This is a genomic window from Kitasatospora sp. NPDC088779 (genome assembly GCF_040685395.1).
Lineage (GTDB): Bacteria > Actinomycetota > Actinomycetes > Streptomycetales > Streptomycetaceae > Kitasatospora.
The window spans coordinates 1-24,424 of record NZ_JBFBHW010000051.1 but is presented as its reverse complement, the minus strand read 5'-3'; the positions used below and the strand labels follow the sequence as shown (position 1 = coordinate 24,424).

The window sequence follows — 24,424 nt, the reverse complement described above, 5'->3', positions numbered from 1 at the left end:
GGCGTTCGTGCGGGTGGGGGCCCTGCGGGCGCCCGGCGGCGGGGGCGCGGTCCGGAGCAGCGGCCGGGGCGGGGGAGAATGCCCCCCGTACGAAGTACAGGGCGGCGGAAGGCGGCAGGTCCAGTGGAACCTCGGATCATCGGCAGCGGCACGGACGAGCACCTCGCGGACCCCTTCGGGAGCGCCGCGCTGCGCCGGCGGGTGCTGGACGCCTGGGCCGCCTCGCCGGCCCGGTTCCGGGAGGACGCCAACGCCGAGGAGGAACTCGCGCTCGGCGGCTACCGCGACCGCCTGGTCGTCGAGTTGGCGCAGAACGCGGCCGACGCGGCGGTCCGGGCCGGGCGCGGGCCCGGCCGGCTGCGGCTCACCCTCGCCGACGGCGTGCTCGCCGCAGCCAACACCGGAGCCCCGCTGGACGCGGCCGCCGTCGAGTCGCTGTCCACCCTGCGCGCCTCCTCCAAGCGCGGTGAGACGCCCGCCGTCGGCCGGTTCGGCGTCGGTTTCGCCGCCGTGCTCGCCGTCACTGACGAGCCCGCCGTGCTCGGCGCCGCCGGCGGGGTGCGCTGGTCGCTCGGCGAGGCCCGCTCGCTGGCCCAGGCGCAGCCCGCGCTGGCCGAGGAACTGCGCCGCCGGGACGGCCACGTGCCGCTGCTGCGGTTGCCGTTCGCCGCCGAGGGCCCGGCCCCCGAGGGCTACGACACGGTGGTCGTGCTGCCGCTGCGGGACGCCGCCGCCGAGGACCTGACCCGCCGTCTGCTCGCCGGCATCGACGACGCGCTGCTGCTCACCCTGCCCGGCCTCGCCGAGGTCGTGGTGGAGACCCCGGAGGGCACCCGGACGCTCACCCGCGCCGCCGCCGAGCCCCGCCCGGACGGCGTCACCGAGGTCACCGTGACCGACGACGCGGACGGCCGGCCGCGGCGGACCCGCTGGCAGACCGCCGGCGCCACCGGCACCCTGGCCGCCGAGCTGCTCGCCGACCGTCCCACCGAGGAGCGCGCCCGCCCGTACTGGACGGTCACCTGGGCCGTCCCGGTCGCCGCCGACGGCACCCCGCAGGCGCCCGGCATCGCGCCGGTGCTGCACGCGCCCACCCCCAGCGACGAGCCGATCGGCCTGCCCGCGCTGCTCATCGCCTCCTACCCGCTGGACTCCACCCGCCGGCACGTCGCCCCCGGCGCGCTCGCCGACTTCCTCACCGAGCGCGCCGCCGACAGCTACGCCGACCTGCTGCGCGCCCGCGGCGCCGACCTCGGCTCGCTCGGTCTCGTCCCCGGGCCGCTCGGCCAGGGCGCGCTCGACAACGCGCTCCGCGGGGCCGTCCTCTCCCGGCTGCCCGGCACGCCGTTCCTGCCGCACCCGGCGCCGGTCGAGGCGGGCACGCCCGCGCTGCGCCCCCGGGACGCCACCCTGCTGGAGGGTGCGGACGGCTCGGTGGTCGAGGCGTTGGCGCCGATCTTCCCCGGGCTGCTGCCGGCCGGGCTGGAGCGCCGCACCGAGCTGCGGGTGCTGAACGTGCGCCGGGTGCCGCTGGCCGACGTGGTCGACCAGCTCGGCGGTCTGGACCGCGAGCCCGCCTGGTGGCGCAACCTGTACGCGGCGCTCGGCGCCGCCGACCCGGAGGCGCTCGGCGCGCTGCCCGTCCCACTCGCCGACGGCCGGACCATCACCGGGCCCCGGCGCGTCCTGCTGCCCTCCGAGGACGCCGACTGGGCGGCCTTCCCCGGCTACCCCGAGTCGCTGGCCGACGCGCTCGCCGCCCTCGACCTGCGGCTCGCCCACCCCGAGGCCGCCCACCCGCTGCTCGCCAAGCTCGGCGCCGGCACCGCCACCCCGGCCGGGGTGCTCGACACCCCCGAGGTGCGGGCCGCCGTCGCCCGCTCCTACCAGGTGGCCGAGGACGACGTCGAGGCCGCGCTCGAACTGGCCGACGCCGTCCTGGCGCTGGTCAAGGTCGCCGGCCCGACCGCCGGCGAGCACCCCTGGCTGGCCCGGCTGGCCCTGCTCGACGACGAGGGCGAGCCCGCCCGCGCCGGTGAACTCGTCCTGCCCGGCAGCCCGTTCGCGGCCCTCGCCCGCGAGGAGGACGCCGGCTGGGTGGACGACGAGCTGCTGGAGCGCTGGGGCCCGGAGGTGCTCACCGCCGTCGGCGTGCTCGCCGACTTCGTCCTCGTCCGCGCCGAGGACGTGGTGCTCGACCCGGACGACCTGGAACGGCTCGACCCCACCGCGCCCGCCGACCGCGCGGCCGGCGGCCACCCCACCGGGCTGCTCGACGAGGCGCCCGACGGCCTCGCCGACTGGGCCGAGGACGCCCTCGAAGCCTTGCAGGCCGACGACGTCGTGGGCGTCCCGCCGGTGGCCGCCGAACTGCTGGCCGTCCGTGACCTCGACCTGGTCGACGACGACGCCTGGCCCGAGGCGCTCGCCGCGCTCTCCCGCCCGCCGTACCGGGACGCCGTGGTCAACCCCGTCCGCACCCTGCTGCCGGACGGCTCCTACACCGACCTGCCGCCGTACACCGCCTGGTGGCTGCGCGACCACCCGGTGCTGGACGGCCGGGAGCCCGCCGGGCTGCGCGCGGCCGGTGCCGACCCGCTGCTGCGCGGCCTCTACGACGAGGCCCGGACGACCCTGGACGAGCAGTTCCTGCACGCGCTCGGGGTACGCACCACGCTGGCCGCGCTGCTCGCCGAACCGCACGGCCCGGACGAGGTGCTGGACCGGCTCACCGATCAGGCCTCCGATGTCGGCCACCGCCAACTGCACGGCCTGCACAGCGCGTTGGCGCGGGTCGAGATCGAGCGGATCGAACCGGTCGACGTGGTGCGGGCGCTGCCGCCGCTCGACCCGGACACCGGCCGCCGGCCGGCCCACACGGTGATCGTCGACGCCTCCAGGGCGGTCGTCGCCGACGCGCCCGACCTCGTCCAGCTCCTGCACCCGTACCCGCTGGTGCCGGTCGCCCCGGCGCTCGCCGCCGACCTCGCCGAGCGGCTGCACGTCTCGCTCGCCAGCGAGGTGGCGGGCGGGCGGGTGCTCTCCGAGGGCGTGCTGCACCGGGTCCCCGCCGTGGTGCGGGAGCTGCTGCCCGGCTGCCCGGTCGCCTACGAGGAGCACGAGGAGCTGCTGGTGGTCGGCCCGGACGGCAACGACGCCGCCGTGGACTGGCGTTGGGACGTCGAGGCGGACGCCCCTGAGGCGCCCTACGACCCGGACGCGGCCGAGGCCGCCGACGAGGACGACGAGTTCGAGCTCCCGCCGGTGCCCGGGCTGCTGCACGCGGCCACCCCGGAGGGCCTGGCGGCCGGGCTCGCCTGGTCGGTCGGGCAGTGGCACCGGCGGTTCGAGGTGCTGGCCGCGCTCACCGATCCGGACCGGGCGTACGAGCTGTCCGCGGCGCGGGACTTCGAGGGCTAGGCACTTTCTTCCGGATCACGCCGGGCGCTGATCCGACGTGATCCGAAAGGGAGGACCTGGGCGCTCAGCGGGCCCGCCCGCGGCGCTTGAACCGCAGGTAGACGGCGGTGGTGGTGGCCAGCCAGACGGCCGCCACCAGGGCCTTCACGGCTGTCGGCACCCACGGCAGCGCCGGGGCGGTCACCTCGCCGGCGTTCGTCAGCCAGCGGCCGCCCATCAGGGCCAGGACCGTCAGTCCGGCGGCCAGCAGGCCGGCCAGGAAGGCGGCGAACGCCTCCACCTGCCCGGTCTCGCGCTCGGTTTCCCCACCTGTGCGGGCCATGTCGGCACCCCCTTCCGTGATCCATCATCCAGGCTGCGGGCTGGGGGTGCCAGGGCCTCACTCCATCCCGCGGCGCTTCATGAAGCGCCAGGCGATCTCCAGGGCCAGGCCGCAGACCACCGCGATGCCGACGCCGACCAGGGGGTCGCGGGTGCCGACCAGCGAGAGCTGGAAGAACTCCGCCAGCCAGGGCACCAGCAGGACCAGGGCGAAGGCGCCGCCCATGGTGCCGATCAGCAGCAGGCGCCACCAGCTGTAGGGGCGGGCGACGATGGCGAGCACCCAGATGGCGATCAGGAAGAGCGTCAGGGTGGCCACGCTGGTGTCGGCCTTGAGGTCGGTCGCGTGGTCGGCGCGGGCCAGCGCGTAGGCGACGAAGGTGCCGGTGCCGGCGATGACGCCGCCCGGCACGGCGAGCCGCAGGACGCGCTTCACGAAGCCGGTGCGGGCCCGCTCGTTGTTGGGGGCGAGGGCGAGGAAGAAGGCCGGCACGCCGATGGTGAGGGTGGAGAGCACGGTGGAGTGCCGGGGCAGGAACGGGTACGGCGAGTGGGTGAAGATCACCAGCAGAGCCAGCAGGACCGAGTAGACCGTCTTCACCAGGAACAGGCCCGCGACCCGCTCGATGTTGCCGATCACCCGGCGGCCCTCGGCGACCACCGAGGGCAGGGTGGCGAACGAGTCGTTGAGCAGCACGATCTGGGCGACCGCCTTGGTGGCGTCGCTGCCGGTGCCCATCGCCACGCCGATGTCGGCGTCCTTGAGCGCGAGCACGTCGTTGACGCCGTCGCCGGTCATCGCCACGGTGTGTCCGCGGGACTGCAGTGCGGCGACCAGCTGGCGCTTCTGCTGCGGGGTGACCCGGCCGAAGACCGTGGTCCGTTCGGCCGTGTCGGCGAGGGCGTCCGGTTCGGCGGGCAGCGTCCGGGCGTCCAGCGGGTGGTCGGCGCCGGGCAGGCCGAGGTGGCCGGCGACCGCGCCGACCGAGACCGCGGCGTCGCCGGAGATGACCTTGGCCTGCACCTGCTGGCCCTCGAAGTAGCGCAGGGTCTCGGCGGCGTCGTGGCGCAGCCGCTGCTGGAGCACCACCAGGGCGAGCGGGGCGAGCCCGGCGGCCGGGTCGGGGGAGTCCAGCGGGGTGGGGGTGCGGCCGAGCAGCAGCACCCGCAGGCCCTTGGCGCCCAGCTCGTCGACCTCGGTGAGCGCCGGGTGCCCGGCGGGTAGCAGCACGTCGGGGGCGCCGAGCAGCCAGCTGGCCTCGCCGCCCTGCGGCTCCAGCAACTGCACGCCGCTCCACTTGCGGGCGGAGGAGAACGGCATCGCCTCGATCACCCGCCAGCCGTCGGCGGCCGGGGCGCCGCCGGCCCCCGGGGCGCCGCCGTCGCCGCGCCCGTAGGCGTCGATGACCGCCTGCATGGAGGGGTTGGGGCGGGCGTCGGCGCCGGCCATCACGCCGAGCGCGTGCTTGATGGTGTCCGGGTCGAGGGCGCCGGGCTCGCCGTCGGAGAGGACCCGCAGGTCGACGACGTCCATGCCGCCCTCGGTGAGGGTGCCGGTCTTGTCCAGGCAGACGGTGTCGACCCGGGCCAGGCCCTCGATGGCCGGGAGCTCCTGGACCAGGCACTGCTTTCGGCCCAGCCGGATCACACCGATCGCGAAGGCGACCGAGGTCAGCAGGACCAGCCCCTCGGGGACCATCGGTACGATCCCGGCCACCATCCGGCGCACGGCCTCGCGCCAGTCGCGGCCCTCGACGGCCAGCTGGCTGATGATCAGGCCGATGGCCGTGGGGATCAGCAGGTAGGTGATGAAGCGAAGGATGCTGTTGATGCCGCTGCGCAGCTCCGACTTCACCAGGGTGAACCGGCTGGCCTCCTCGGCGAGCTGCGCCGCGTACGCCTCGCGGCCGACCCTGGTGGCGGTGAACGCGCCCGCGCCGGCCACCACGAAGCTGCCGGACATGACCTGGTCGCCGGGCTGCTTGAGGACGGGGTCGGGCTCGCCGGTGAGCAGCGACTCGTCGATCTCCAGGCCGTCCGCCTCGGTGACCTCGCCGTCGACGATCACCTTGTCGCCGATGCCGAGCAGCACCGTGTCGTCGAGCACGATCTCGGCGACGGCGATCTGTTCGACGGTGCCGTCCCGGCGGACCTCGGGGCGGGCCTCGCCGATCAGGGCCAGGCTGTCCAGGGTCTTCTTGGCGCGCAGCTCCTGGATGATGCCGATCGCCGTGTTGGCCACGATGACCAGGCCGAACAGGCCGTCCTGGATCGGACCGACGATCAGGATGATCCCGAACATCACGCCGATGATCGCGTTGAAGCGGGTGAAGACGTTGGCCCGGACGATCTCCTTGGCGGAGCGGCTGGACCGTACGGGGACGTCGTTGACCTGTCCGCGCGCGACGCGTTCGGCCACCTCGGCGGAGGTCAGTCCGCCGCGCCGGCCGGGCAGCAGCCCGAGGGGGTGCGCACCGTCGGGGCGGTCGGCGTCGCCGGGCTGCTCTTCCGCGGGGTGGGCAGGCTGCGTCATGGCACCGACTCTACGGGTGCCTTATGTCCGGTGCGTGCTACTAAAGGACTATTCAGTCCGACCGGGTGGCCGGGTCCTGGCCGTCGTTTCCGGCCGCCCGGTTCGCGGCCTCGGCGGCGCGGTCGCGGGCGATGGCGTCCCGTCGGGCGCGGCAGTACCAGAGGCCGATCAGGCCGAGCAGGCCGCCGGAGAGGCAGATCCACGGCCAGGTGCCGTGGCCGTGGTCGGAGAGGGTGCCCTGGAAGGGGAGCAGCGCCAGGAAGGCGACGAACCACAGCACCGTGCCGCCGCCGACGATGGCGACGTCGTTGGCCTCCAGCGGAGGGGGCGAGGGGTGCAGCGGCTTCTTGGGCATGGGGCCTAGCGTACGGTGCGGCGGCCGGCCCTCAGGGGCCCTCGGGCTTCTACGCGCGAAGATAGCGCGTGTGCGATCGGGAAACCATACTGAAAACTCCCCGCCCGGCCACCGTCGCCCCGGGCGTCCCCCCTCCTCAGCTCCCCCACAGAGGACGCACGCATGCCTGTGGTCCAGCCGACCACCGAGTCGCCCGAACCCGCCTCCAGCGCCCCCAAGCCCCCCGCCGGCGCCCTGGACCGCTACTTCCGGATCAGCGAGCGCGGCTCCACCCTGCCGCGCGAGATCCGCGGCGGCGTCGCCACCTTCTTTACCATGGCGTACATCCTGGTGCTCAACCCGATCATCCTGGCCAGCGCCACGGACATGACCGGGGCCCACCTGGACAGCGCCCAACTGGTCACCGCCACCGCCCTCACCGCGGGTCTCACCACCCTGCTGATGGGCGTGATCGGCAACGTCCCGATCGGCCTGGCCGCCGGCCTCGGCGTCAACACCATCGTGGCGCTCCAGCTCGCCCCCAAGATGACCTGGCCGGACGCCATGGGCATGGTCGTGCTGGCCGGCTTCGCGATCATGCTGCTGGTCGCCACCGGCCTGCGCGAGCGGGTCATGAACGCCGTGCCGCTCGGGCTGCGCAAGGCCATCGCGATCGGTATCGGCCTGTTCATCAGCCTCGTCGGCCTGGTCGACTCCGGCTTCGTCAGCCGCATGCCGGACGCCGCGCACACCACCGTCCCGCTGCAACTCGGCGGCAGCGGGCACCTGCTCGGCTGGCCGGTGCTGATCTTCGTGTTCGGCCTGCTGCTCACCCTCGTCCTGCTGATCCGCAAGGTGCCCGGCGCCATCCTGATCAGCATCGTGGTCAGCACCGCGCTCGCCGTGGTGATCGACAAGCTCGTCGACGTCCCGGCGCTCAAGTGGGGCCTGACCGTCCCGGCCTGGCCGGGCAACCCGGTCGCCGCCCCCGACTTCGGCCTGGTCGGCAAGGTCAGCCTGTTCGGAGGCTTCGAGAAGGTCGGCGTGCTGACCGGCGTGCTGTTCGTCTTCACCGTGCTGATGTCCTGCTTCTTCGACGCGATGGGCACCATCCTCGGCGTCGCCGACGAGGCCCACCTGCTCGACGAGAACGGCGACCTGCCGGGCATCAACAAGATCCTGATGGTCGACGGCATCGCCACCGCGGCCGGCGGCGCCACCTCCGCCTCCGCGAACACCTGCTTCGTGGAGTCCACCGCCGGTGTCGGCGAGGGCGCCCGGACCGGCTTCGCCTCGATCGTCACCGGCCTGCTCTTCGTGGTCGCGCTCTTCCTCACGCCGCTCGCCACCATGGTCCCGGCCCAGGCCGCGACCCCGGCCCTGGTCACCGTCGGCTTCCTGATCCTGGCGGGCTCGATCAAGGAGATCGACTGGTCGGACCACACCATCGCGATCCCGGCCTTCCTGACGATCGTGATGATGCCGTTCACCTACAGCATCACCAACGGCATCGGCTTCGGCTTCATCGCCTTCTGCGTCCTGCGCCTGGCCGCCGGGCGCGGACGCAGCGTGCCCGTCCCGCTGTACGCGGTGGCGGCGGTGTTCGCCTTCTACTACCTGATGCCGGCCCTCGGCCTGCTCTGACGCCGTACCGCTCCACCGGCGGCCCCGTCCTCTCCCCCTGGGGGAAGGGTGGGGCCGCTGCCGTTCCCGGGGGCGCCTTCGATCCCGGGGCCGGTGGCCCTGGGGTCGGCCGTCGGTGAACGCAGAGCTGCAACCGGTCGTACCGGTCTCGAGGGGGCGGAGCGATCGCCGCCGGGAAGAATGTCAAAAAGGGGCCTGTGTAGCGAAGTTGACGGAGGGAATACTGCCTGGACGGACACGGGGAGGGGGCTCGACCGATGGTGCAACAGGATCCGCCCGGGGGAGACGAGGCGAAGCTGCTGCCGGAGCTGTTCTGGACGGCGGACAAGGCCTCGCTGGACGGCCAGCGCGAGACGCTGCGCTGGTACCGCGGACTGATCGCCATGCTGGTGATCGCCGCCGTGATCGGCTCGTTCCCCGGGCCGAAGGACCGCGGCTCCTTCGACAGTGTGCCGCTGTACTCGGTGGGCGCCTTCCTGATCGCCGGCTACTTCTGGTCCCGGCTGCGCCGCAGCAACCCGCAGGGCCGCTGGTACGAGGCCCGGGCGGCGGCCGAGTCGGTCAAGACGCTGGCCTGGAAGTACACCGTCCGGGCCCGGCCGTTCGACGGTGAGGCGGAGTCCGCGGACGTGGACCGCGGCTACCTGCTCCAGGTCGAGGACGTGCTGCGGGCCTTCGAGGACCCGGAGATCGTGCCGCCCGGCACCGTCCCCGAGATCACCCCGGAGATGCGGCGGATGCGGGCCGACAGCCTGACCGCCCGCCGCATGCTCTACCTGCGCACCCGGGTCGAGGGCCAGCGCACCTGGTACCGCGCCCGGGCCGAGGCCTGCGAGACGCAGGCGGTGTCCTGGGGGCTCGGCATCGCGGCGCTGATCATCATCGGCGCGGCGGCGGCCGTCGCCCAGGCCACCGGCGCCCTCCAGGTGCACGTCTTCGGCGCCAGCTCGGCCGCGGCCGCCGCCGTCATCGCCTGGACCCAGCTCAAGCAGCTGCGCCCGCTGGCCGCCGCCTACCAGCTGGCCGCGCGCGAACTGGAGAACGTCGGCAACCAGCTCTCCGACCTCGACCTCAAGACGCCGGACGCCGAGGCGCGCTGGGCCCGGATGGCCGCCGAGGCGGAGGACGCGGTGTCCCGCGAGCACACCACCTGGCGGGCCCGCCGGGCGTTTCCGAGGTAACGGCCGGGGCCGTCGACGCCGGGGATCGGCCGGGTCTGTCGCTGCCGTCAACTCAGGGGAGGGGCTGGGGAGATCCGGCGAAGCGGACGCCACGCCGAGGGCACAGGTGTGCGGAGTGCGTGAGGGTCGGGCGGGAAGGCGTAGAACGTAATCATTACGTGTCCATGCCCTGGTTTCATCGCCTGCGCGCGACCCCAGTCCCTGTCCGGAGGCCCTCTTGCGCATTCTCCTGATCGCCAGCGCGTTCAACAGCCTGACCCAGCGCGTCCACACCGAGCTGCGCGGGCGCGGCCACCAGGTCGCCGTCCAACTCGCCCTCGGCGACGAGGCGATGAGGACGGCGGTGGACCGTACCGACCCCGAGCTGATCATCTGTCCGATGCTCACCAAGGCCGTCCCGCAGGACATCTGGTCCACCCGGACCGTCCTGATCGTGCACCCCGGGCCCCAGGGCGACCGCGGCCCCTCCTCGCTCGACTGGGCGATCGCCGAGGGGGCGGACCGCTGGGGCGTGACCGTCCTCCAGGCCGTCGAGGAGATGGACGCCGGTGACATCTGGGCGTCCGTCGAGTTCCCCGTCACCGGCTGCGGCAAGAGCGAGCTGTACCGGGGCGAGGTCGCCGACGCCGCCGTCGAGGCCGTCCTGCTCGCCGTCCAGCGCTTCGAGGGCGGGCTGTTCACCCCCGAACCGCTCGACTACGACCGGCCGGACGTCCACGGCAGGCTGCGGCCCCTGCTGCGGCAGGACGCGCGCCGGATCGACTGGGCCGCCGACGACACCGCCACCGTGCTGCGCAAGCTCCGCGCCGCCGACTCCCAACCCGGCGTGCTCGACGAGCTGTTCGGACGCGAGTACTTCCTGCACGGCGGCCACCCCGAGGACGAGCTGCGCGGCCCGGTGCCCGGCGCCGTGCTCGCCACCCGCGACGGCGCGATCTGCCGTGCCACCGTGGACGGCGCGGTCTGGATCCCCCAGCTGCGCCCGCGCCGCACCCCGGGCGGGCCTGCCACCTTCAAGCAGCCGGCCGCGACGGTGCTCGCCGGCCGCCTGCACCGGGTCCGCGAAGTCCCGGTGACGCCGACCTCGGCGGCCCACCGGGACACCTGGTCGGAGCTGCGCTACCGCGAGGAGGGCGACGTCGGCTACCTCGAATTCGCCTACGCGGGCGGGGCGATGAGCACCGGGCAGTGCCGCCGGCTGCTCGCCGCCTACCGCGAGGCCGCCGGCCGGCCCACCTCGGTGCTGGTGCTCGGGGCGCCCCGGGACTTCTACTCCAACGGGATCCACCTCAACGTCATCGAGGGTGCGGCGTTCCCGGCACTGGAGTCCTGGGAGAACATCAACGCGATGGACGACCTGGTCCACGCGGTCCTCACCACGACCGACAAGCTCACCGTCGCCGCCCTGGCCGGGAACGCGGCGGCCGGCGGCCTGATGGCGGCCCTCGCCGCCGACGAGGTGTGGTGCCGGGAGTCGGCGGTGCTCAACCCGCACTACCGGCTGATGGGCCTCTACGGCTCCGAGTACTGGACGTACACCCTGCCGCGCCGGGTCGGCGACGAGCAGGCCGCGCGGCTGACCACCGAGGCGCTGCCGGTCGGCGCCGAACACGCCCGCCGGATCGGCCTGGTGGACCGCACCTGCGGCGGGGACGCGGCGGCCTTCCGGCGCTGGGTGGTCCGGGAGGCCGCCGCGCTCGGAGCCTCGCCCGAACTCACCGGGCGGCTGGTCGACAAGAAGCGCCGCCGGTCCGCCGACGAGGAGGCGAAGCCGCTGGCCGAGTACCGGGCGGAGGAACTGCGGCGGATGCACGCCAACTTCTACCGGGCGGGCGAGCCCTACCACGCGCTGCGGCGGGACTTCGTGCACAAGGTCTGCCCGGTGGCCACGCCCGCGCACCTGACCGGGCTGCTGGGGCGGCCGGAGTGAGGCAGGGGTGGTCGCGGGAGCGAGGCGGGGGAGGTCGCCGGAAGTGAGCCGAGGGCGCCCGGCCGGGGTGGGGGACCCGGTCGGACGCCCTCGGGGCTTGGGGGGGGGGTGGGACCCGCCCGGCTCAGCGCCTGACGCCGGCCTCGTCCCGCCGCCGCGGCTGGCGCGGGACCAACGGGGCCGCCGGGCCGAGCAGGAGCGGCTGCGTGGTGCCGCGGCTCGGCGAGACCGCGAAGGCCAGCGAGCCGAAGAAGACGTAGCAGCCGAGCCCGACCCCGAGCGGGAAGATGAACTGCAGCGCCATCACTCCGCCCTGGGTGGAGTGCGAGAAGTCGAGCCGCACCGAGAGCGCCGCCATGCCGGTGTAGTGCATCGCGCACACTGCCACGCCCATGACCGGCGCGGCCGCCAGGACGGCGAGCGTGCCGCGGATGTTCAGGGTGGCCCACAGCGCGGCCGTGGCCGCGAACACGGCGATGGCGACGGACAGTCCGACCGTGAGCCGGTCGTAGCCGAGGTGGCCGGGCAGGACCATCGCGGCCATTCCGAGGTAGTGCATCGCCGCGACCCCGAGGCCGGTGGTCAGCCCGCCGGCCAGCAGGGACAGGACAGGCCGGCGGCTGTACCCGACGGTGAACAGGCCGATGCCGACGACGGCGATGGCGACCAGCAGGCTGAGCACGGTCAGTCCGGGCCGGTAGCTGATGTCGACCCCGGTGACGGAGAAGCCGAGCATCGCGATGAAGTGCATGGACCAGATCCCGGCGCCGAGCGAGGTCGAGGCGAAGAGCAGCCAGAGCACCCGGGTGCGGCCCTGCGAGACGAGTGCCCAGCGGGCGCTGCGCAGGGCGACGAAGGCGCCGAGGCAGGCGACGAAGTACGAGACCGCCGGTGTCACCCAGCCGTGGTCGGCATGATGGATCTCACCCAAGAGAGCTCCCAGGACGGATGCGGGGGAGGAAGGGCGCCAGGCCTCGGGCGGACACGGGTGGTCGGGAGGGAACGCGGCAACGGGCGCGGGAACGGCGCCGCCGAAGGGAGACCTGGCGTGTGGTGCCCCTGACAACGGGGGACAGTAACCACTACCGGACGGTCGCACAAGGTTCGCGCTTTTCGTGAAGTCCCTGGTCAGGATGGACCTTTACGCGGTCTGCATGATCTTGGCACCAACTCCTGACACCGCCTGCGCACGGCCGCCGGGCGGTTCGTCCGTTACTCCGGGTTCGTTACTCCGGGTTGGTCACTCCAGCGGGGCTAGCCCGAACGGGTGGCCGGCCGGGTCGATCAGCACCTTGAGCGTCCGGCCGTGCTGGTACGTCGGCTCGGTCGCGCCGAGCGCGAGCGCCTTCGCGATCGCCTCGTCCAGGTCGTCCACGTAGAAGTCCAGGTGGAAGTGCTTGCCGCCGTCCGGCTCCGTCCACGGCTCCGGCCGGTAGCCCGAGACCCGGCCGAAGCCCAGCGGGCTGCCGCCCTCCGGGTTGTCCAGGATCGCGAACTGCTCGTCCAGGTGGCGGCTCTCCCAGCCCAGCAGCTCGCCGTAGAACCCGGCCAGCGCGATCGGGTCGGCGCAGTCGATGGTGACCATGGCGAGGCGGGCGAAGCCGGTGTCGTCCGGCTCGGCGGCGAGGCCGGAGGCGGGGTCGGCGGCGAGGTCGGACATGTCTGGTCGGCCCTTCCAGTCGAGATCATTCGAGACCCAGCACCAGCATCGCACCGGGCCGATCTTCCGGCGCGCGGTGAACGGACGGGGCCGGCGGGGTGGACTGGGAACGCATTTTCCTTAGCGAGAGTAATGACGTAAGCTAAAGAACATGCCCGAGATGTCCGAGCAGGACCTCGCAGCGATCAATCAGCTGCGATCGTCCACGATGCGCCTCTCCCGTCGACTCAAACACCAGCGGGTCGAGGAGTCGCTGAGCCCCACCGAGATGGGGGTGCTCGGCACCCTCGCCAGATGCGGAAAGGCGACACCGGGTGAGCTCGCCCGGAAGGAGCACGTGCAGCCGCCCTCCATGACCAGGATCGTCGCGATGCTGGAGGAGAAGGGGCTGGTGCGGCGCGAGCCGCACCCCGAGGACCGCCGCCAGGTCGTCGTCAGCAGCACCGAGCAGGCCGAGGCGATCCTCGCCGAGAGCCGCCGTCGCCGCAACGTCTGGCTCGCCGAGCTCGCCGAGGGGCTCGACGAGGAGGAGTGGGCCGTCCTCCGGGAGGCCGCGCCCGTGCTCTACAAGCTCGCACACCTCTAGGCACGCCGACCCCGGCCCGCCGGCCGGGAGAAGAAGGAGCACCGCATCACCGCAGGACCGACCACCGAAACCAGGAGCACGACGGCCGCAGTTCGGGCCGCCGCGCCGCGAGGGGAGACCACCGTGACACCGCCGGCCGCAGCCAGCGCCGCCGCCATCCGCACCGACGACCAGACCACCGACCCCGCCGCGGCAGGCGCCGCGGCCGCCGACCTCCAGGCGCCCGCCCCCACGGGGCTGCCCGGCAGCGGCGACGACGACCCCGACGAACGCACCGCGGCGGACGACCCCGCCGCTCCCGGACGCACCCACGCGTCCACGTCTCCCGCAGGTGCCCGCTTCACGAGGCCCGGGGGGATGTTCTCCTCCCTTCGCGTTCGCAACTACCGCTACTACTTCGCCGGCCAGGTGGTGTCCAACACCGGTACCTGGATGCAGCGGATCGCCCAGGACTGGCTGGTCCTCAGCCTCACCGGCAGCCCCCTCGCGGTCGGCATCACCACCGCCATGCAGTTCCTGCCGATGCTGCTGCTCGGCCTGTTCGGCGGCGTGCTCGCCGACCGGATGCCCAAGCGCCGGCTGCTGATCTACACCCAGGGCGCCATGGGCCTGCTGGCCGCCGGCCTGGCCGTCCTGACCATCGGCGGCGTCGTGACGCCGTACTACGTGTACGCCTTCGCGCTGCTGCTCGGCCTGGTCACCGTGGTCGACAACCCGACCCGGCAGGCCTTCGTGTCCGAGATGGTCGGGCCCAAGGACCTCGCCAACGCGGTCAGCCTGAACGCCGCCAACTTCCAGACCGCCCGGCTGGTCGGCCCCGCCGTCGCGGGCCTGCTGATCGCCGTGGTCGGCAGTGGCTGGGCGTTCGCCGTCAACGCGCTGTCCTTCGCCGCCGTGATCGGCGGGTTGCTCGCCATGCGGGAGAGCGAACTGCGCCCGACCGAGCCGATCGCCCGCGAGAAGGGCCAGCTGCGGGAGGGCCTGCGCTACGTCAAGGAGCGGCCCGAACTGCTCTGGCCGATGGTCCTGGCCGGGTTCATCGGCACCTTCGGCTTCAACTTCCCGACGCTGCTCTCCGGCTTCGCCTACGACACCTTCAAGGTCGGCGCCGGCCAGTACGGCCTGCTGAACACCGCGATGGCGGTCGGCTCGCTGGCCGGCGCGCTGCTCGCCGCCCGCCGGGGCGTGCCCAGGCTGCGCCGGCTGGTGGCGGCGGCGCTGGCCTTCGGCTCGCTGGAGGTGGTGGCCGCGTTCGCGCCCGACTACTGGACCTTCGCGGTGCTGCTGACGCTGATCGGGGTGTTCGGACTCAGCTTCAACACCTCCGTCAACTCCACGCTGCAGCTGGCCACCGACCCCGCGATGCGCGGTCGCGTGATGGGCCTGCTGGTGCTGGTCTTCACCGGCGGCACGCCGATCGGCGCCCCGATCGTCGGCTGGGTGACCGCCTCGTACGGGCCCCGGCTCGGCCTGCTGGCCTGCGGACTGGTGTCCGCGCTGGCGGCCGGCGTGGTGGGCCTGGTGCTGGCCCGCAGCGCGGACCTGCGGGTGCGGTTCGACCTGCACCCCGGCCGTGGCGGCCGGGTGGTGGCCTTCGTGCCGCGGACCGTCACCGCCAACAAGTCGGAGCTGGCGCCCGCCTGCTGACGAGGCGTCATGCCCCGGGGCGGTGGTCCGCCCCGGGGCTTCGGTGCAGGGTCGAGGGGCTTCGGTGCAGGGTCGAGGGTCAGAGCCGGATCGCGAGGACCTGACCGGGCCAGACGCCGTCCGGCTGCTCGACCTCGAAGGACTCGGTCTCGGTGAACCCGAGTGCCCGGTACTGGCCGACCAGCCTGCGGTCGGCGCCCGCGTAGCAGTCCACCCGCAGCAGGCCGAGGCCGCGCCGGCGGGTCTCCTCGACCGCGTCGGCGATCAGCGCGGCGCCGATCCCCGAGCCCTTGCGGCTGCGGTCGGTGACCAGGATGCGGACGAACAGCTCGGGCTCGTCCACCGGGGGGATGTACTTCCCCCGCTGCTCGGACAGCACGCAGCAGCCGATGGCGCGGCCCTCGGCGTCCTCGGCGAGGCGGATCAGGAACGGTTCGGCGGCGTACCCGGCGACCTGCTCGACCCGGGCCGGGATGGTGCTGAAGGGCTGGTCCCCCCACTGGCCGGTGCGGCCCTGGCCGGCCAGCCAGCCCACGGCGCCGTCGAGCAGGGCGAGGATGTCGGGAATGTCGTCCGGTCCCCCGGTGCGGATCTTCATACGAAAGGTTCTAGCCCAAACGGCCTCGCGCGGGAAGATGTCCCCATGAGGCTCTTCGTGGCGGTCCTGCCGCCGGTCAACGCGCTCCAGGGGCTGTCGGACGCGGTGGCGCCGGTGCGCGGGCTGCCCGGGGCGGACCGGCTGCGCTGGACCACCGTCGAGGGCTGGCACCTGACCCTGGCCTTCCTCGGCGAGGTGCCGGCCGAGGAACTGCCGGAGCTGGAGGCGGGCCTGGCCGCCGTCGCCGAGGTGCATCCGGTGCACCGGCTGCGGCTGTCCGGCGCCGGGCGGTTCGGCGACCGGGTGCTCTGGGCCGGGGTGGAGGGGCAGACCTGGGCACTGCGCAGGCTCGCCGAGGCCGTGTCCGAGGCCACTGCCGCGGTGACCGGGGAGGTCGACGCCTTCACCTTCCACCCGCACCTCACCCTCGCCCGGGCCGGCTCCTCGCGCGGCCACCGGCGGGCCGTCCAGCGGCTCGCGGCGGCCGAGCTGGACACCCTGGCGGCCGCGCTGGCCGACTACCGGGGGCCCGAGTGGGAGGCCGCCGAGCTGCACCTGATGCAGAGCGACCTGGACGGCGGCTTCGCCCACTACTCCTCGCTGCGCGCCTGGCCGCTCGCCGACTGGAGCTGAGCCGGGGCGCGCCCGGGTCCGGGGCGGGGGGGGGTGGGTCCGGGATGGCCGTTGGGCCCGGGGTGGCCGTTGGGCCCGGGGCTCCGATCCGTCGGCGGATGGTCCGGAGGTACGCTCGTTGACCGTGGATCCCAAGACTCGTATGCGTATCGTGACCGGCACCCTGGTGCTGCTGCTGGTCGTCGTGCTGATCAGCTCGATGGTCGGCGGGTAGCCGGGCCGGCGGGCACGCCTACCCGGCCCGGTGGGTCGACCCCGCCGCAACGGCTGAGGGCCACCGCCCGGAGGCGGTGGCCCTCAGCCGTGCACGGGATCGCTCAGAGCTGCTCGACCACGTAGTCGATGCAGTGGGTGAGCGCCTCGACGTCCGCCGGGTCGATCGCCGCGAACATCGCGACGCGCAGCTGGTTGCGGCCCAGCTTGCGGTACGGCTCGGTGTCCACGATGCCGTTGGCACGCAGTGCCTTGGCGACGGCGGCGGCGTCCACCGACTCGTCGAAGTCGATGGTGCCGACCACCTGGGAGCGCTCGGCCGGGTTCGCCACGAACGGGCTGGCGTAGGAGGACTTCTCGGCCCACGCGTACAGCCGGGACGAGGAATCAGCCGTACGGGCGACGGCCCAGTCGAGCCCGCCGTTGCCGTTCAGCCATTCCAGCTGGTCGGCCAGCAGGAACAGGGTGGAGATCGCCGGGGTGTTGTACGTCTGGTCCTTCGACGAGTTGTCGATGGCCGTCGGCAGGTCGAAGAACGGCGGGACGTACCGGCCGGAGCCGGCGATCTCGGCGGCGCGCTCCAGGGCGGCCGGGGAGAACGCGGCCAGCCACAGGCCGCCCTCGGAGGCGAAGGACTTCTGCGGGGCGAAGTAGTAGACGTCGGTCTCGGTGATGTCCACCGGCAGGCCGCCGGCGCCCGAGGTGGCGTCCACCAGGACCAGCGAGCCCTCGTCCGCGCCCACCGGGCGCTTGATCGGCATCGCGACGCCGGTCGAGGTCTCGTTGTGGGTGAGCCCGTAGACGTCGACGCCGGCCTCGGCGACCGGCAGCGGGTGGGTGCCCGGGGCGGTCTTGATGACGCTCGGCTCGGCGAGCCACGGCGCGGCCTTGACCGAGGAGGCGAACTTGGAGGAGAACTCGCCGAAGTCCAGGTGCTGGGACTTCTCCCGCACCAGGCCGAACGCGGCGATGTCCCAGAAGGCGGTGGAGCCGCCGTTGCCGAGGACGACCTGGTAGCCCTCGGGGAGCGAGAAGAGGCTGCTCACGCCCTCGCGCACGCGCTTGACCAGGTTCTTGACCGGGGCCTGGCGGTGTGAGGTGCCGAGCAGGGAGGTCTGGGTGGCGGCGAGGGCACTCAGGGCCTCGGGGCGCACCTTGGACGGTCCGCAGCCGAAACGGCCGTCTGCGGGCTTGATGTCAGCGGGGATCTGGATCTGAGCCACGCGCGCAGCCTACCGGCCGGGGAGCCGCCCGGGGTACGGTCGTCCGCCGGCTGAGACTGTGATCTTCACGGCTCCCAGCTGCGGAAACAGCGGGCCCGACGGAGGTCGGACCCGCTGCTCAGGGGTGGTGCGGACGCGGGGCGCCCGGGGCGCTAGGGGGGCGTTCGGCGGGCGCTCGGGGGCGCTCGGCGGGCTCAGTGGCCGATGGCGTCCCAGCCCTCGATCTCCTCGGGGCGGCGCGGGCCGGGGCCGATGTAGCGCGCGGCGGGGCGCACGAGCCGGCCGGTGCGCTTCTGCTCCAGGATGTGCGCCGACCAGCCCGCGGTGCGCGCACAGGTGAACATCGAGGTGAACATGTGCGCCGGCACCTCGGCGAAGTCCAGCATGATCGCGGCCCAGAACTCGACGTTGGTGGCCAGCACGCGGTCGGGGCGGCGGTTGTGCAGCTCCTCCAGCGCGGCCTTCTCCAGCGCCTCGGCGACCTCGAAGCGCGGGGCGCCGAGCTCCTTGGCGGTGCGGCGCAGCACGCGGGCGCGCGGGTCCTCGGCGCGGTAGACGCGGTGGCCGAAGCCCATCAGGCGCTCGCCGCGGTCCAGCGCGTTCTTGACCCAGGTGGTGGCGTCGCCGGTGCGCTCGATCTCCTCGATCATGCCGAGCACGCGGGACGGCGCACCGCCGTGCAGCGGGCCGGACATCGCGCCGACCGCGCCGGAGAGCGCGGCCGCCACGTCGGCGCCGGTGGAGGCGATGACGCGGGCGGTGAAGGTGGAGGCGTTCATGCCGTGCTCGGCGGCGGAGGTCCAGTAGGCGTCGATGGCCTTGACGTGCTTCGGGTCCGGCTCGCCGCGCCAGCGGATCATGAACCGCTCGACGACCGTCTCGGCCTTGTCGATCTCGCTCTGCGGGACCATCGGCAGGCCCTGGCCGCGGGCCGACTGGGCCACGTAGGACAGCGCCATCACGGCGGCGCGGGCGAGGTCGTCGCGGGCCTGCTCGGCGGAGATGTCGAGCAGCGGCTTGAGGCCCCAGACCGGGGCGAGCATGGCGAGCGCGGACTGCACGTCGACCCGGATGTCACCGGAGTGCACCGGGATCGGGAACGGCTCGGCGGCCGGCAGGCCGGGGTTGAACTTGCCGTCCACCAGCAGGCCCCAGACGTGGCCGAAGGAGACGTGGCCCACCAGGTCGTCGATGTCGACACCGCGGTACCGCAGCGCGCCGCCTTCACGGTCGGGTTCGGCGATCTCGCTCTCGAACGCGACGACTCCCTCAAGCCCGGGTACGAAGTCGGACATACGACGGCTCCTTCAGTTCTGCGATCGGCGCTGCGCCGTGGTGGGGCGGCGCGCCAGTGACCGAATGGTGGTTGGCACTCGGTGCCAGAGTGACAGGCACCGGGTGCATTGCGCCATACACCACCATGGTGATGTTGCGCTTGGGCCCGCTTGACTTTTCCGCCGAGGGTCGGTCGTGCCCGGGAATCTCCGGAACCAAACGCCTGGTTCGGGACAATTCACCGTACGGGGGGCGGTCGAGCGGTGGCGGGACACCTTATCTCCCACCGGGGTTTGTCCGGAGGTAGCGGTGCCGGTTGCTTGTCGTACGGGATGATGTTGACGTGCAGACCCCGGAACGCGCCCAGTCGACGCCCCTGAGCCCCGCCACCCGGATCCTGGCCGACGATGCCCGGCCCGGACCGGACCTCACCGTGATGCGCAAGCACTACACCCACGAGGGCCTGGTCGAGGAACAGCTCGCGCCCGAGCCGATCGCCCAGTTCACCCGCTGGTTCCACGAGGCGGACGACGCCGGGGTGGTCGAGCCCAACGCGATGGTGCTCTCCACCGCCGACGCCCAGGGGCGGCCCAGCTCGCGCACCGTCCTGCTCAAGGGCTACGACGCGCGCGGCTTCGTCTTCTTCACCAACTACGGCTCCCGCAAGGGCTCCGAGCTCGCCGCCAACCCGTACGCCGCGCTGCTGTTCCCGTGGATCGCGCTGGCCCGCCAGGTGATCGTCCAGGGGCGGGTGGAGAAGGTCGGCCGGGACGAGACCGCCGCCTACTTCCGCACCCGGCCGCACGGTTCGCAGCTCGGCGCCTGGGCCAGCGAGCAGTCCAGTCCGGTCGGCGGGCGCGACGTCCTCGAACAGCGCTACGCCGAACTGGAGCGCCGCTACCCGGAGGGCGAGGGCGTGCCCGTGCCGCCGTTCTGGGGCGGGTACCGGGTGATCCCGGAGAGCGTGGAGTTCTGGCAGGGGCGGGAGAACCGGCTGCACGACCGGCTGCGCTACTTCGCCGATCCGGCCGGAGCGGGCGGGTGGCGGGTGGAGCGGCTCTGCCCGTAGCGGGCGGGTCTGCGAGGCGTTCGAATACCGGCGCGTCCGTCGGTGGGTTCGCCGTCGGGCTCGTCGGGCTCGTCGGGTCCGCCATCGGGCTCGTCGGGCTCGTCGGGCTCGTCGGGCTCGTCGGGTCCGCCATCGGGCTCGTCGGGCTGGCTGTCGTGCGGTGGCGGGGGTGCGGGGCGCTGTCGAATCGCGCCAACCGGCCTTCGCCGACCGGTGGTTCGGATGGGGCGCGAGCGCCGGGGGAGCGGGCTCCGGCCGCGCCGGGGGAGCGGGTCGGGCCGGGGCGGCGGCCGTACGTCGGCGGAGGGGCGCCGCCAGGGTGGGTTCGGCGGCGCGACGCCGGTCCCCTGTGCGCCGGTCAGGTGCCTTCACGCGACCGCCGAGTGGGTGAACTTTTGGCGAGACTTCGCTGCGTGAAGGGGGTAGTGGGCTGTTAGGGGCGCGCAAGAGCACGGCGCAGCCCACGTGCTGGCAGTACCCTGGTCGACTAGGCCGACCTATATACCCGGCCCTGCTTCTCTCTAACCCCCATCGTGGAAGAGAATCGAACATGACACCCGCACTGGACACCATGCCCCGCACTGAACTGACGGAGCCTCAGGGCGAAACCCGGCCTTCACTGGCCGACCTCGCCCAGCTCGGCGCCGAGGAGCTCTCCACCAGGATCCGACGAGCCCTGCCCGACACCGGTGCGGGTGCGGTGCCGGTCGCGGCCTTCAACTCCTCCATCTGATCGGCCGACTGACCATCGGCTCCGGCTGAATCCGATCGACCATGACGCCAACTCCGCTGCCTTTCACCCAGTTCGTCGTGAAAGTGCACAGCCGGTGTGATCTCGCCTGCGATCACTGCTACGTGTACGAGCACGCCGACACCAGTTGGCGTCGACGCCCCAAGGTCATCGGTGACGAAGTCCTGAACAGGATCGCCGAGCGGATCGGCGACCACGCGGCCGCACACCGGCTGCCCGCCGTCCGGGTCGTCCTGCACGGGGGAGAGCCCCTGCTCGCCGGCCCGGACCGGTTACGCCACGCGGCCAAGGCGCTCCGGGCGGCCCTGCCGCCCGGCTGCGCACTCGACCTGCGCATCCACACCAACGGCGTCCAACTCGACGACGCCTACTGCGAACTCTTCGCCGAAGTCGGCATGAGGGTCGGCGTCTCGCTCGACGGCGACCGCGCCGCCAACGACCGCCACCGCCGCTTCGCCGACGGCCGCAGCAGCCACCCGCACGTCCTGCGGGCGGTCGAGCGGCTGCGCCGGCCCGCCTACCGGCACCTCTACGCCGGGCTGCTCTGCACCGTCGACATCGAGAACGACCCGGACGCCGTCTACCGCGCCCTGGCCGAACTCGACCCCCCCGCCGTCGACTTCCTGCTGCCGCACGCCACCTGGGAGGACCGGCCGAAACCGGCCGTCGACGGTGCGCGAACGCCGTACGCGGACTGGCTGTTGGCCGTGTACCGGAGATGGGACGCCGACGGCCGCCCGTTCGCCGTCCGCACCTTCGAATCCGTCCACCGGACGTTGCGCGGGCTCTCCAGCCTCACCGAATCGCTCGGCCTGGAACCGTCCGACCTCGTCGTCCTGGAGACGGACGGCAGCTTCGAACAGGCCGACAGCCTCAAGACCGCCTACGACGGCGCGCCGGAGACGGGGTACGACGTCTTCACGCACAGCCTCGACCAGGTCGCGCTGCACCCCGGCATGACCGCCCGCCAGTCGGGGCTGGCCGGGCTGAGCGCCGCCTGCCGGGCCTGCCCGGTCGTCCGCAGCTGCGGCGGCGGCCTGTACGCCCACCGGTACCGGGCCGACACGGGCTTCGACAATCCCTCCGTCTACTGCGGTGACCTCATGAAGCTCATCAACGAACTCGCCGGCGACGCCGCCGGTTCCGCCTCTGGTTCCGCTGCCGGTTCCGCCGCCGCTTCCGCTGTCGCGGCGGGTCCTTCTGTCCCCGCCCAGGCCGGGGAGCCGGTGGTGCCGGCCACCCTCACCGAGCGGCAGCTCGACCAGCTCGCCCGCGGGTACGGGGACCAGGACACCGTACGGGCCCTGTCCCGCGCCCAACTCGCCCTCACCCGGGCCATGCTGGCCGCCGCCTGGGACGCCTCCGGGCAGCCCGGATCGGCCGCGTGGGCGTTGCTGTCCGAACTCGACGCGAGCGCACCCGCCGCCGTCGACACCGTCCTCGCCCACCCGTACGCCCGCGCCTGGGCCGCCCGCCGGCTCGCCGGGGACCTCACCGTCGGGCTCGGCCCGCTGGCCGCCCTGGCCGCCGCCGCCGCCGTCCGCGCCGGGCGGGGGGACGCGGTCGCGGTGCCGGTGCGCGGCGGGTGGCTGCACCTGCCGACCCTCGGGCGGACCGCCGCCCCGGACGGGGAGGCGGTCGTCACCGGCCTGGCCGACGGGTTCAGCGTGCGGGCGTCCGACGGATCGGTGTCCGCCGCCCTGGACGAGCCGCTGCGGCGGGTCCGGCTGGCCGGAGGGTGGACGGTCACCCTGGAGGACGTCGACCCGCTGCGCGACAGCCACGACCACGCCGTGGCCGGCCGGCTCTCCGACGGCGAACTGCTCGACTGGACGGGCGCGTTGCGCGAAGCCTGGGAACTGCTCGGGCACGACCTGCCCGCGTACGCGGAAGGCCTCCGGGCCGGCCTCACCACCATCACCCCGCTACGGCCGGGCCCCGCCGGGCGGGACGTCAGCTCGGCCGCCCGGCAGGCCCACGGCGCGGTCGGCATCGCCCGGCCCGCGACCGCGCCGACGCTCGCACTGCTGCTCGCGCACGAGTTCCAGCACGTCAAACTCGGCGCCGTACTCGACCTGTTCGACCTCCACGACCCGGCCGACGACCAGCTGTACCTCGCGCCCTGGCGGCCCGACCCGCGCCCGCTCGAAGGCCTGCTCCAGGGCACCTACGCGCACCTCGCCGTCACCGAGTACTGGGGCACCCGTGCGTTCGCCTACGACGGGCTGCCGGGCGAGGCCGCCGACCGGGCGCGCACCCAGTTCGCGCTCTGGCGCCGGTACACCGCCGAAGCCGTCGACCGGCTGGCCGGATCCGGCGCCCTCACGGCGCTCGGCTTGCGCTTCGCCGACGGCATGCGTGAGAGCGTCGCTCCGTGGCTCGCCGTGCCGTTGCCCGCCGCCGCCGAACGGGCCGCCGAACGGGCCCGCCACGAGCGCGGCCACGCCCGCCCCGCCGAGGTCTGACCCAGAGGAGCGGCCATGCGCACCGTCACTGCTCTCACCGGCACCGCCCTCACCGATACCGCCCTCACCGCTGGGGGTTTGGCCGCCGGGTTCGCCCAACTCGGCGTCCGCCCAGGCATGGTGGTGCACGTCGAGGCCTCCCTGCGCGCCCTCGGCCCGGTGGACGGCGGCGCCGCCACCGTCGCCGACGCGCTGCTCCACGTCCTCGGCCCCGGCGGCACCCTGGTCGCCTACACCGCCACCCCCGAGAACTCCGCCACCTCGCGCATCCACCAGACCGCCACCGCCGGCCTCACCCCGGCCGAGACCGCCGCCTACCGGGCCCGGATGCCGCGGTTCGACCCGGCGAACACCCCCTGCTCGCCGACCATGGGCGCCCTCTCCGAGGAGATCCGCACCCGCCCCGGCGCCCTGCGCAGCCGCCACCCCCAGACCTCCTGGACGGCCCTCGGCCGGCACGCCCGCGAGATCACCGCCCACCACCCCCTCACCTCCCACCTCGGCCCCGAGTCCCCGCTCGGACGCCTCTACGACCTCGACGCCAGGGTGCTGATGCTCGGCGTCCCGATGGCCCGCTTCACCGCCTTCCACCTCGCCGACCAGCGCATGCCCGACGTCCCCCTGCGTGAGTACCGCTGCGTCGGCCCCGACGGCTGGCTCACCTTCCGGGCCCCCGAGCTCGACGACCTCCACTTCGCCGACCTCGGCACCCAGGTCCTCGCCGCCGCCACCGGCATCACCACCATCCACCTCGGCACCACCGACTGCCGCCTCGTCCCCGTCCGCGAAGCCGTCGACCTCGCCGAACACCTCCTCCGCCCCTGAGCCCCCGCGCGTCCCCCACCCCTCCTCCAGTTCGGTTGCTCCCGTCGGCCCGGGGCGCCCCCCGCACCGGCGCAGCTACAAGGCACGGCAAATGGTAGAGAGAAATAGGCCACCAC

Annotated in this window: 19 protein-coding genes; 11 read left to right on the top strand and 8 right to left on the bottom strand. The window is 73.7% G+C overall.

Annotated elements, in window-relative coordinates; translation table 11 throughout:
* Positions 1-123 precede the first annotated feature (123 nt).
* Positions 124-3,420 (top strand): molecular chaperone Hsp90, encoded by a 3,297-nt coding sequence (locus tag AB0P03_RS32985; protein WP_363632246.1) that lies wholly within the window; start codon positions 124-126, stop codon positions 3,418-3,420.
* A 64-nt stretch (positions 3,421-3,484) separates the two neighbouring features.
* Here the strand turns inward: AB0P03_RS32985 and AB0P03_RS32980 are convergent, their stop codons facing one another.
* From AB0P03_RS32980 to AB0P03_RS32970, 3 genes are read right to left on the bottom strand one after another with little or no spacing between them, the layout of a single operon-like run.
* On the bottom strand, positions 3,485-3,742 hold the full coding sequence (locus AB0P03_RS32980; protein ID WP_363584944.1) for a hypothetical protein: 258 nt from the start codon (positions 3,740-3,742) through the stop codon (positions 3,485-3,487).
* Positions 3,743-3,799: 57 nt separating this feature from the next.
* Positions 3,800-6,274 carry an HAD-IC family P-type ATPase gene (locus AB0P03_RS32975; protein WP_363632245.1) on the bottom strand — a complete coding sequence of 825 codons (2,475 nt, stop codon included), beginning with the start codon at positions 6,272-6,274 and terminating at the stop codon, positions 3,800-3,802.
* Positions 6,275-6,326: 52 nt separating this feature from the next.
* Positions 6,327-6,629, bottom strand: a complete 303-nt coding sequence (locus tag AB0P03_RS32970) for a DUF2530 domain-containing protein (protein WP_363584948.1) — start codon at positions 6,627-6,629, stop codon at positions 6,327-6,329.
* 162 nt (positions 6,630-6,791) lie between these two features.
* Between AB0P03_RS32970 and AB0P03_RS32965 the strand changes: the two genes are divergently transcribed.
* From AB0P03_RS32965 to AB0P03_RS32955, 3 genes are all read left to right on the top strand, one after another.
* The gene (locus AB0P03_RS32965) at positions 6,792-8,252 is read left to right on the top strand and encodes an NCS2 family permease (protein ID WP_363584950.1); all 1,461 of its coding nucleotides are present in this window, start codon (positions 6,792-6,794) and stop codon (positions 8,250-8,252) included.
* 257 nt (positions 8,253-8,509) lie between these two features.
* The gene (locus AB0P03_RS32960; RefSeq protein ID WP_363584952.1) at positions 8,510-9,433 is read left to right on the top strand and encodes a DUF4231 domain-containing protein; all 924 of its coding nucleotides are present in this window, start codon (positions 8,510-8,512) and stop codon (positions 9,431-9,433) included.
* A gap of 217 nt (positions 9,434-9,650) precedes the next feature.
* Positions 9,651-11,363 carry a hydrogenase maturation protein gene (locus tag AB0P03_RS32955; RefSeq protein ID WP_363632244.1) on the top strand — a complete coding sequence of 571 codons (1,713 nt, stop codon included), beginning with the start codon at positions 9,651-9,653 and terminating at the stop codon, positions 11,361-11,363.
* Between the two features lie 124 nt (positions 11,364-11,487).
* Here the strand turns inward: AB0P03_RS32955 and AB0P03_RS32950 are convergent, their stop codons facing one another.
* Complete coding sequence (locus tag AB0P03_RS32950; RefSeq protein ID WP_363584956.1) at positions 11,488-12,294, bottom strand: MHYT domain-containing protein; 807 nt, start codon at positions 12,292-12,294, stop codon at positions 11,488-11,490.
* Positions 12,295-12,603: 309 nt separating this feature from the next.
* On the bottom strand, positions 12,604-13,023 hold the full coding sequence (locus tag AB0P03_RS32945; protein WP_363584958.1) for a VOC family protein: 420 nt from the start codon (positions 13,021-13,023) through the stop codon (positions 12,604-12,606).
* A gap of 151 nt (positions 13,024-13,174) precedes the next feature.
* Between AB0P03_RS32945 and AB0P03_RS32940 the strand changes: the two genes are divergently transcribed.
* Positions 13,175-13,609 (top strand): MarR family transcriptional regulator, encoded by a 435-nt coding sequence (locus tag AB0P03_RS32940; protein WP_063348195.1) that lies wholly within the window; start codon positions 13,175-13,177, stop codon positions 13,607-13,609.
* Between the two features lie 357 nt (positions 13,610-13,966).
* Positions 13,967-15,256, top strand: a complete 1,290-nt coding sequence (locus AB0P03_RS32935) for an MFS transporter (protein WP_350877760.1) — start codon at positions 13,967-13,969, stop codon at positions 15,254-15,256.
* A gap of 79 nt (positions 15,257-15,335) precedes the next feature.
* On the opposite strand, the gene AB0P03_RS32930 is transcribed toward AB0P03_RS32935, so the two are convergent.
* Positions 15,336-15,854: a GNAT family N-acetyltransferase gene (locus AB0P03_RS32930; RefSeq protein WP_363584960.1), complete on the bottom strand. Its 519-nt coding sequence runs from the start codon at positions 15,852-15,854 to the stop codon at positions 15,336-15,338.
* A gap of 45 nt (positions 15,855-15,899) precedes the next feature.
* Here AB0P03_RS32930 and thpR point away from each other — a divergent pair, with 45 nt between their 5' ends.
* On the top strand, positions 15,900-16,487 hold the full coding sequence (gene thpR, locus AB0P03_RS32925; RefSeq protein ID WP_363632242.1) for an RNA 2',3'-cyclic phosphodiesterase: 588 nt from the start codon (positions 15,900-15,902) through the stop codon (positions 16,485-16,487).
* Between the two features lie 317 nt (positions 16,488-16,804).
* On the opposite strand, the gene serC is transcribed toward thpR, so the two are convergent.
* A complete protein-coding gene (gene serC / locus AB0P03_RS32920; protein WP_363632241.1) occupies positions 16,805-17,923 on the bottom strand; it encodes a phosphoserine transaminase in 1,119 nt (372 codons plus the stop codon).
* Between the two features lie 194 nt (positions 17,924-18,117).
* Entirely contained in the window at positions 18,118-19,218 is a 1,101-nt protein-coding gene (locus AB0P03_RS32915) for a citrate synthase 2 (RefSeq protein ID WP_350877533.1), read from the bottom strand.
* Positions 19,219-19,634: 416 nt separating this feature from the next.
* On the opposite strand from AB0P03_RS32915, the gene pdxH reads away from it, so the two are divergent.
* The 4 genes from pdxH (at position 19,635) to AB0P03_RS32895 (ending at position 24,308) form a co-directional block, all read left to right on the top strand.
* Positions 19,635-20,267: a pyridoxamine 5'-phosphate oxidase gene (gene pdxH, locus AB0P03_RS32910; protein WP_363585069.1), complete on the top strand. Its 633-nt coding sequence runs from the start codon at positions 19,635-19,637 to the stop codon at positions 20,265-20,267.
* A 550-nt stretch (positions 20,268-20,817) separates the two neighbouring features.
* Positions 20,818-21,000, top strand: a complete 183-nt coding sequence (gene fxsA, locus AB0P03_RS32905; protein WP_350877535.1) for an FxSxx-COOH cyclophane-containing RiPP peptide — start codon at positions 20,818-20,820, stop codon at positions 20,998-21,000.
* A 122-nt stretch (positions 21,001-21,122) separates the two neighbouring features.
* Positions 21,123-23,483 (top strand): FxsB family cyclophane-forming radical SAM/SPASM peptide maturase, encoded by a 2,361-nt coding sequence (locus AB0P03_RS32900; protein ID WP_363632240.1) that lies wholly within the window; start codon positions 21,123-21,125, stop codon positions 23,481-23,483.
* Positions 23,484-23,498: 15 nt separating this feature from the next.
* The gene (locus AB0P03_RS32895; RefSeq protein WP_363632238.1) at positions 23,499-24,308 is read left to right on the top strand and encodes an AAC(3) family N-acetyltransferase; all 810 of its coding nucleotides are present in this window, start codon (positions 23,499-23,501) and stop codon (positions 24,306-24,308) included.
* Positions 24,309-24,424: the final 116 nt, after the last annotated feature.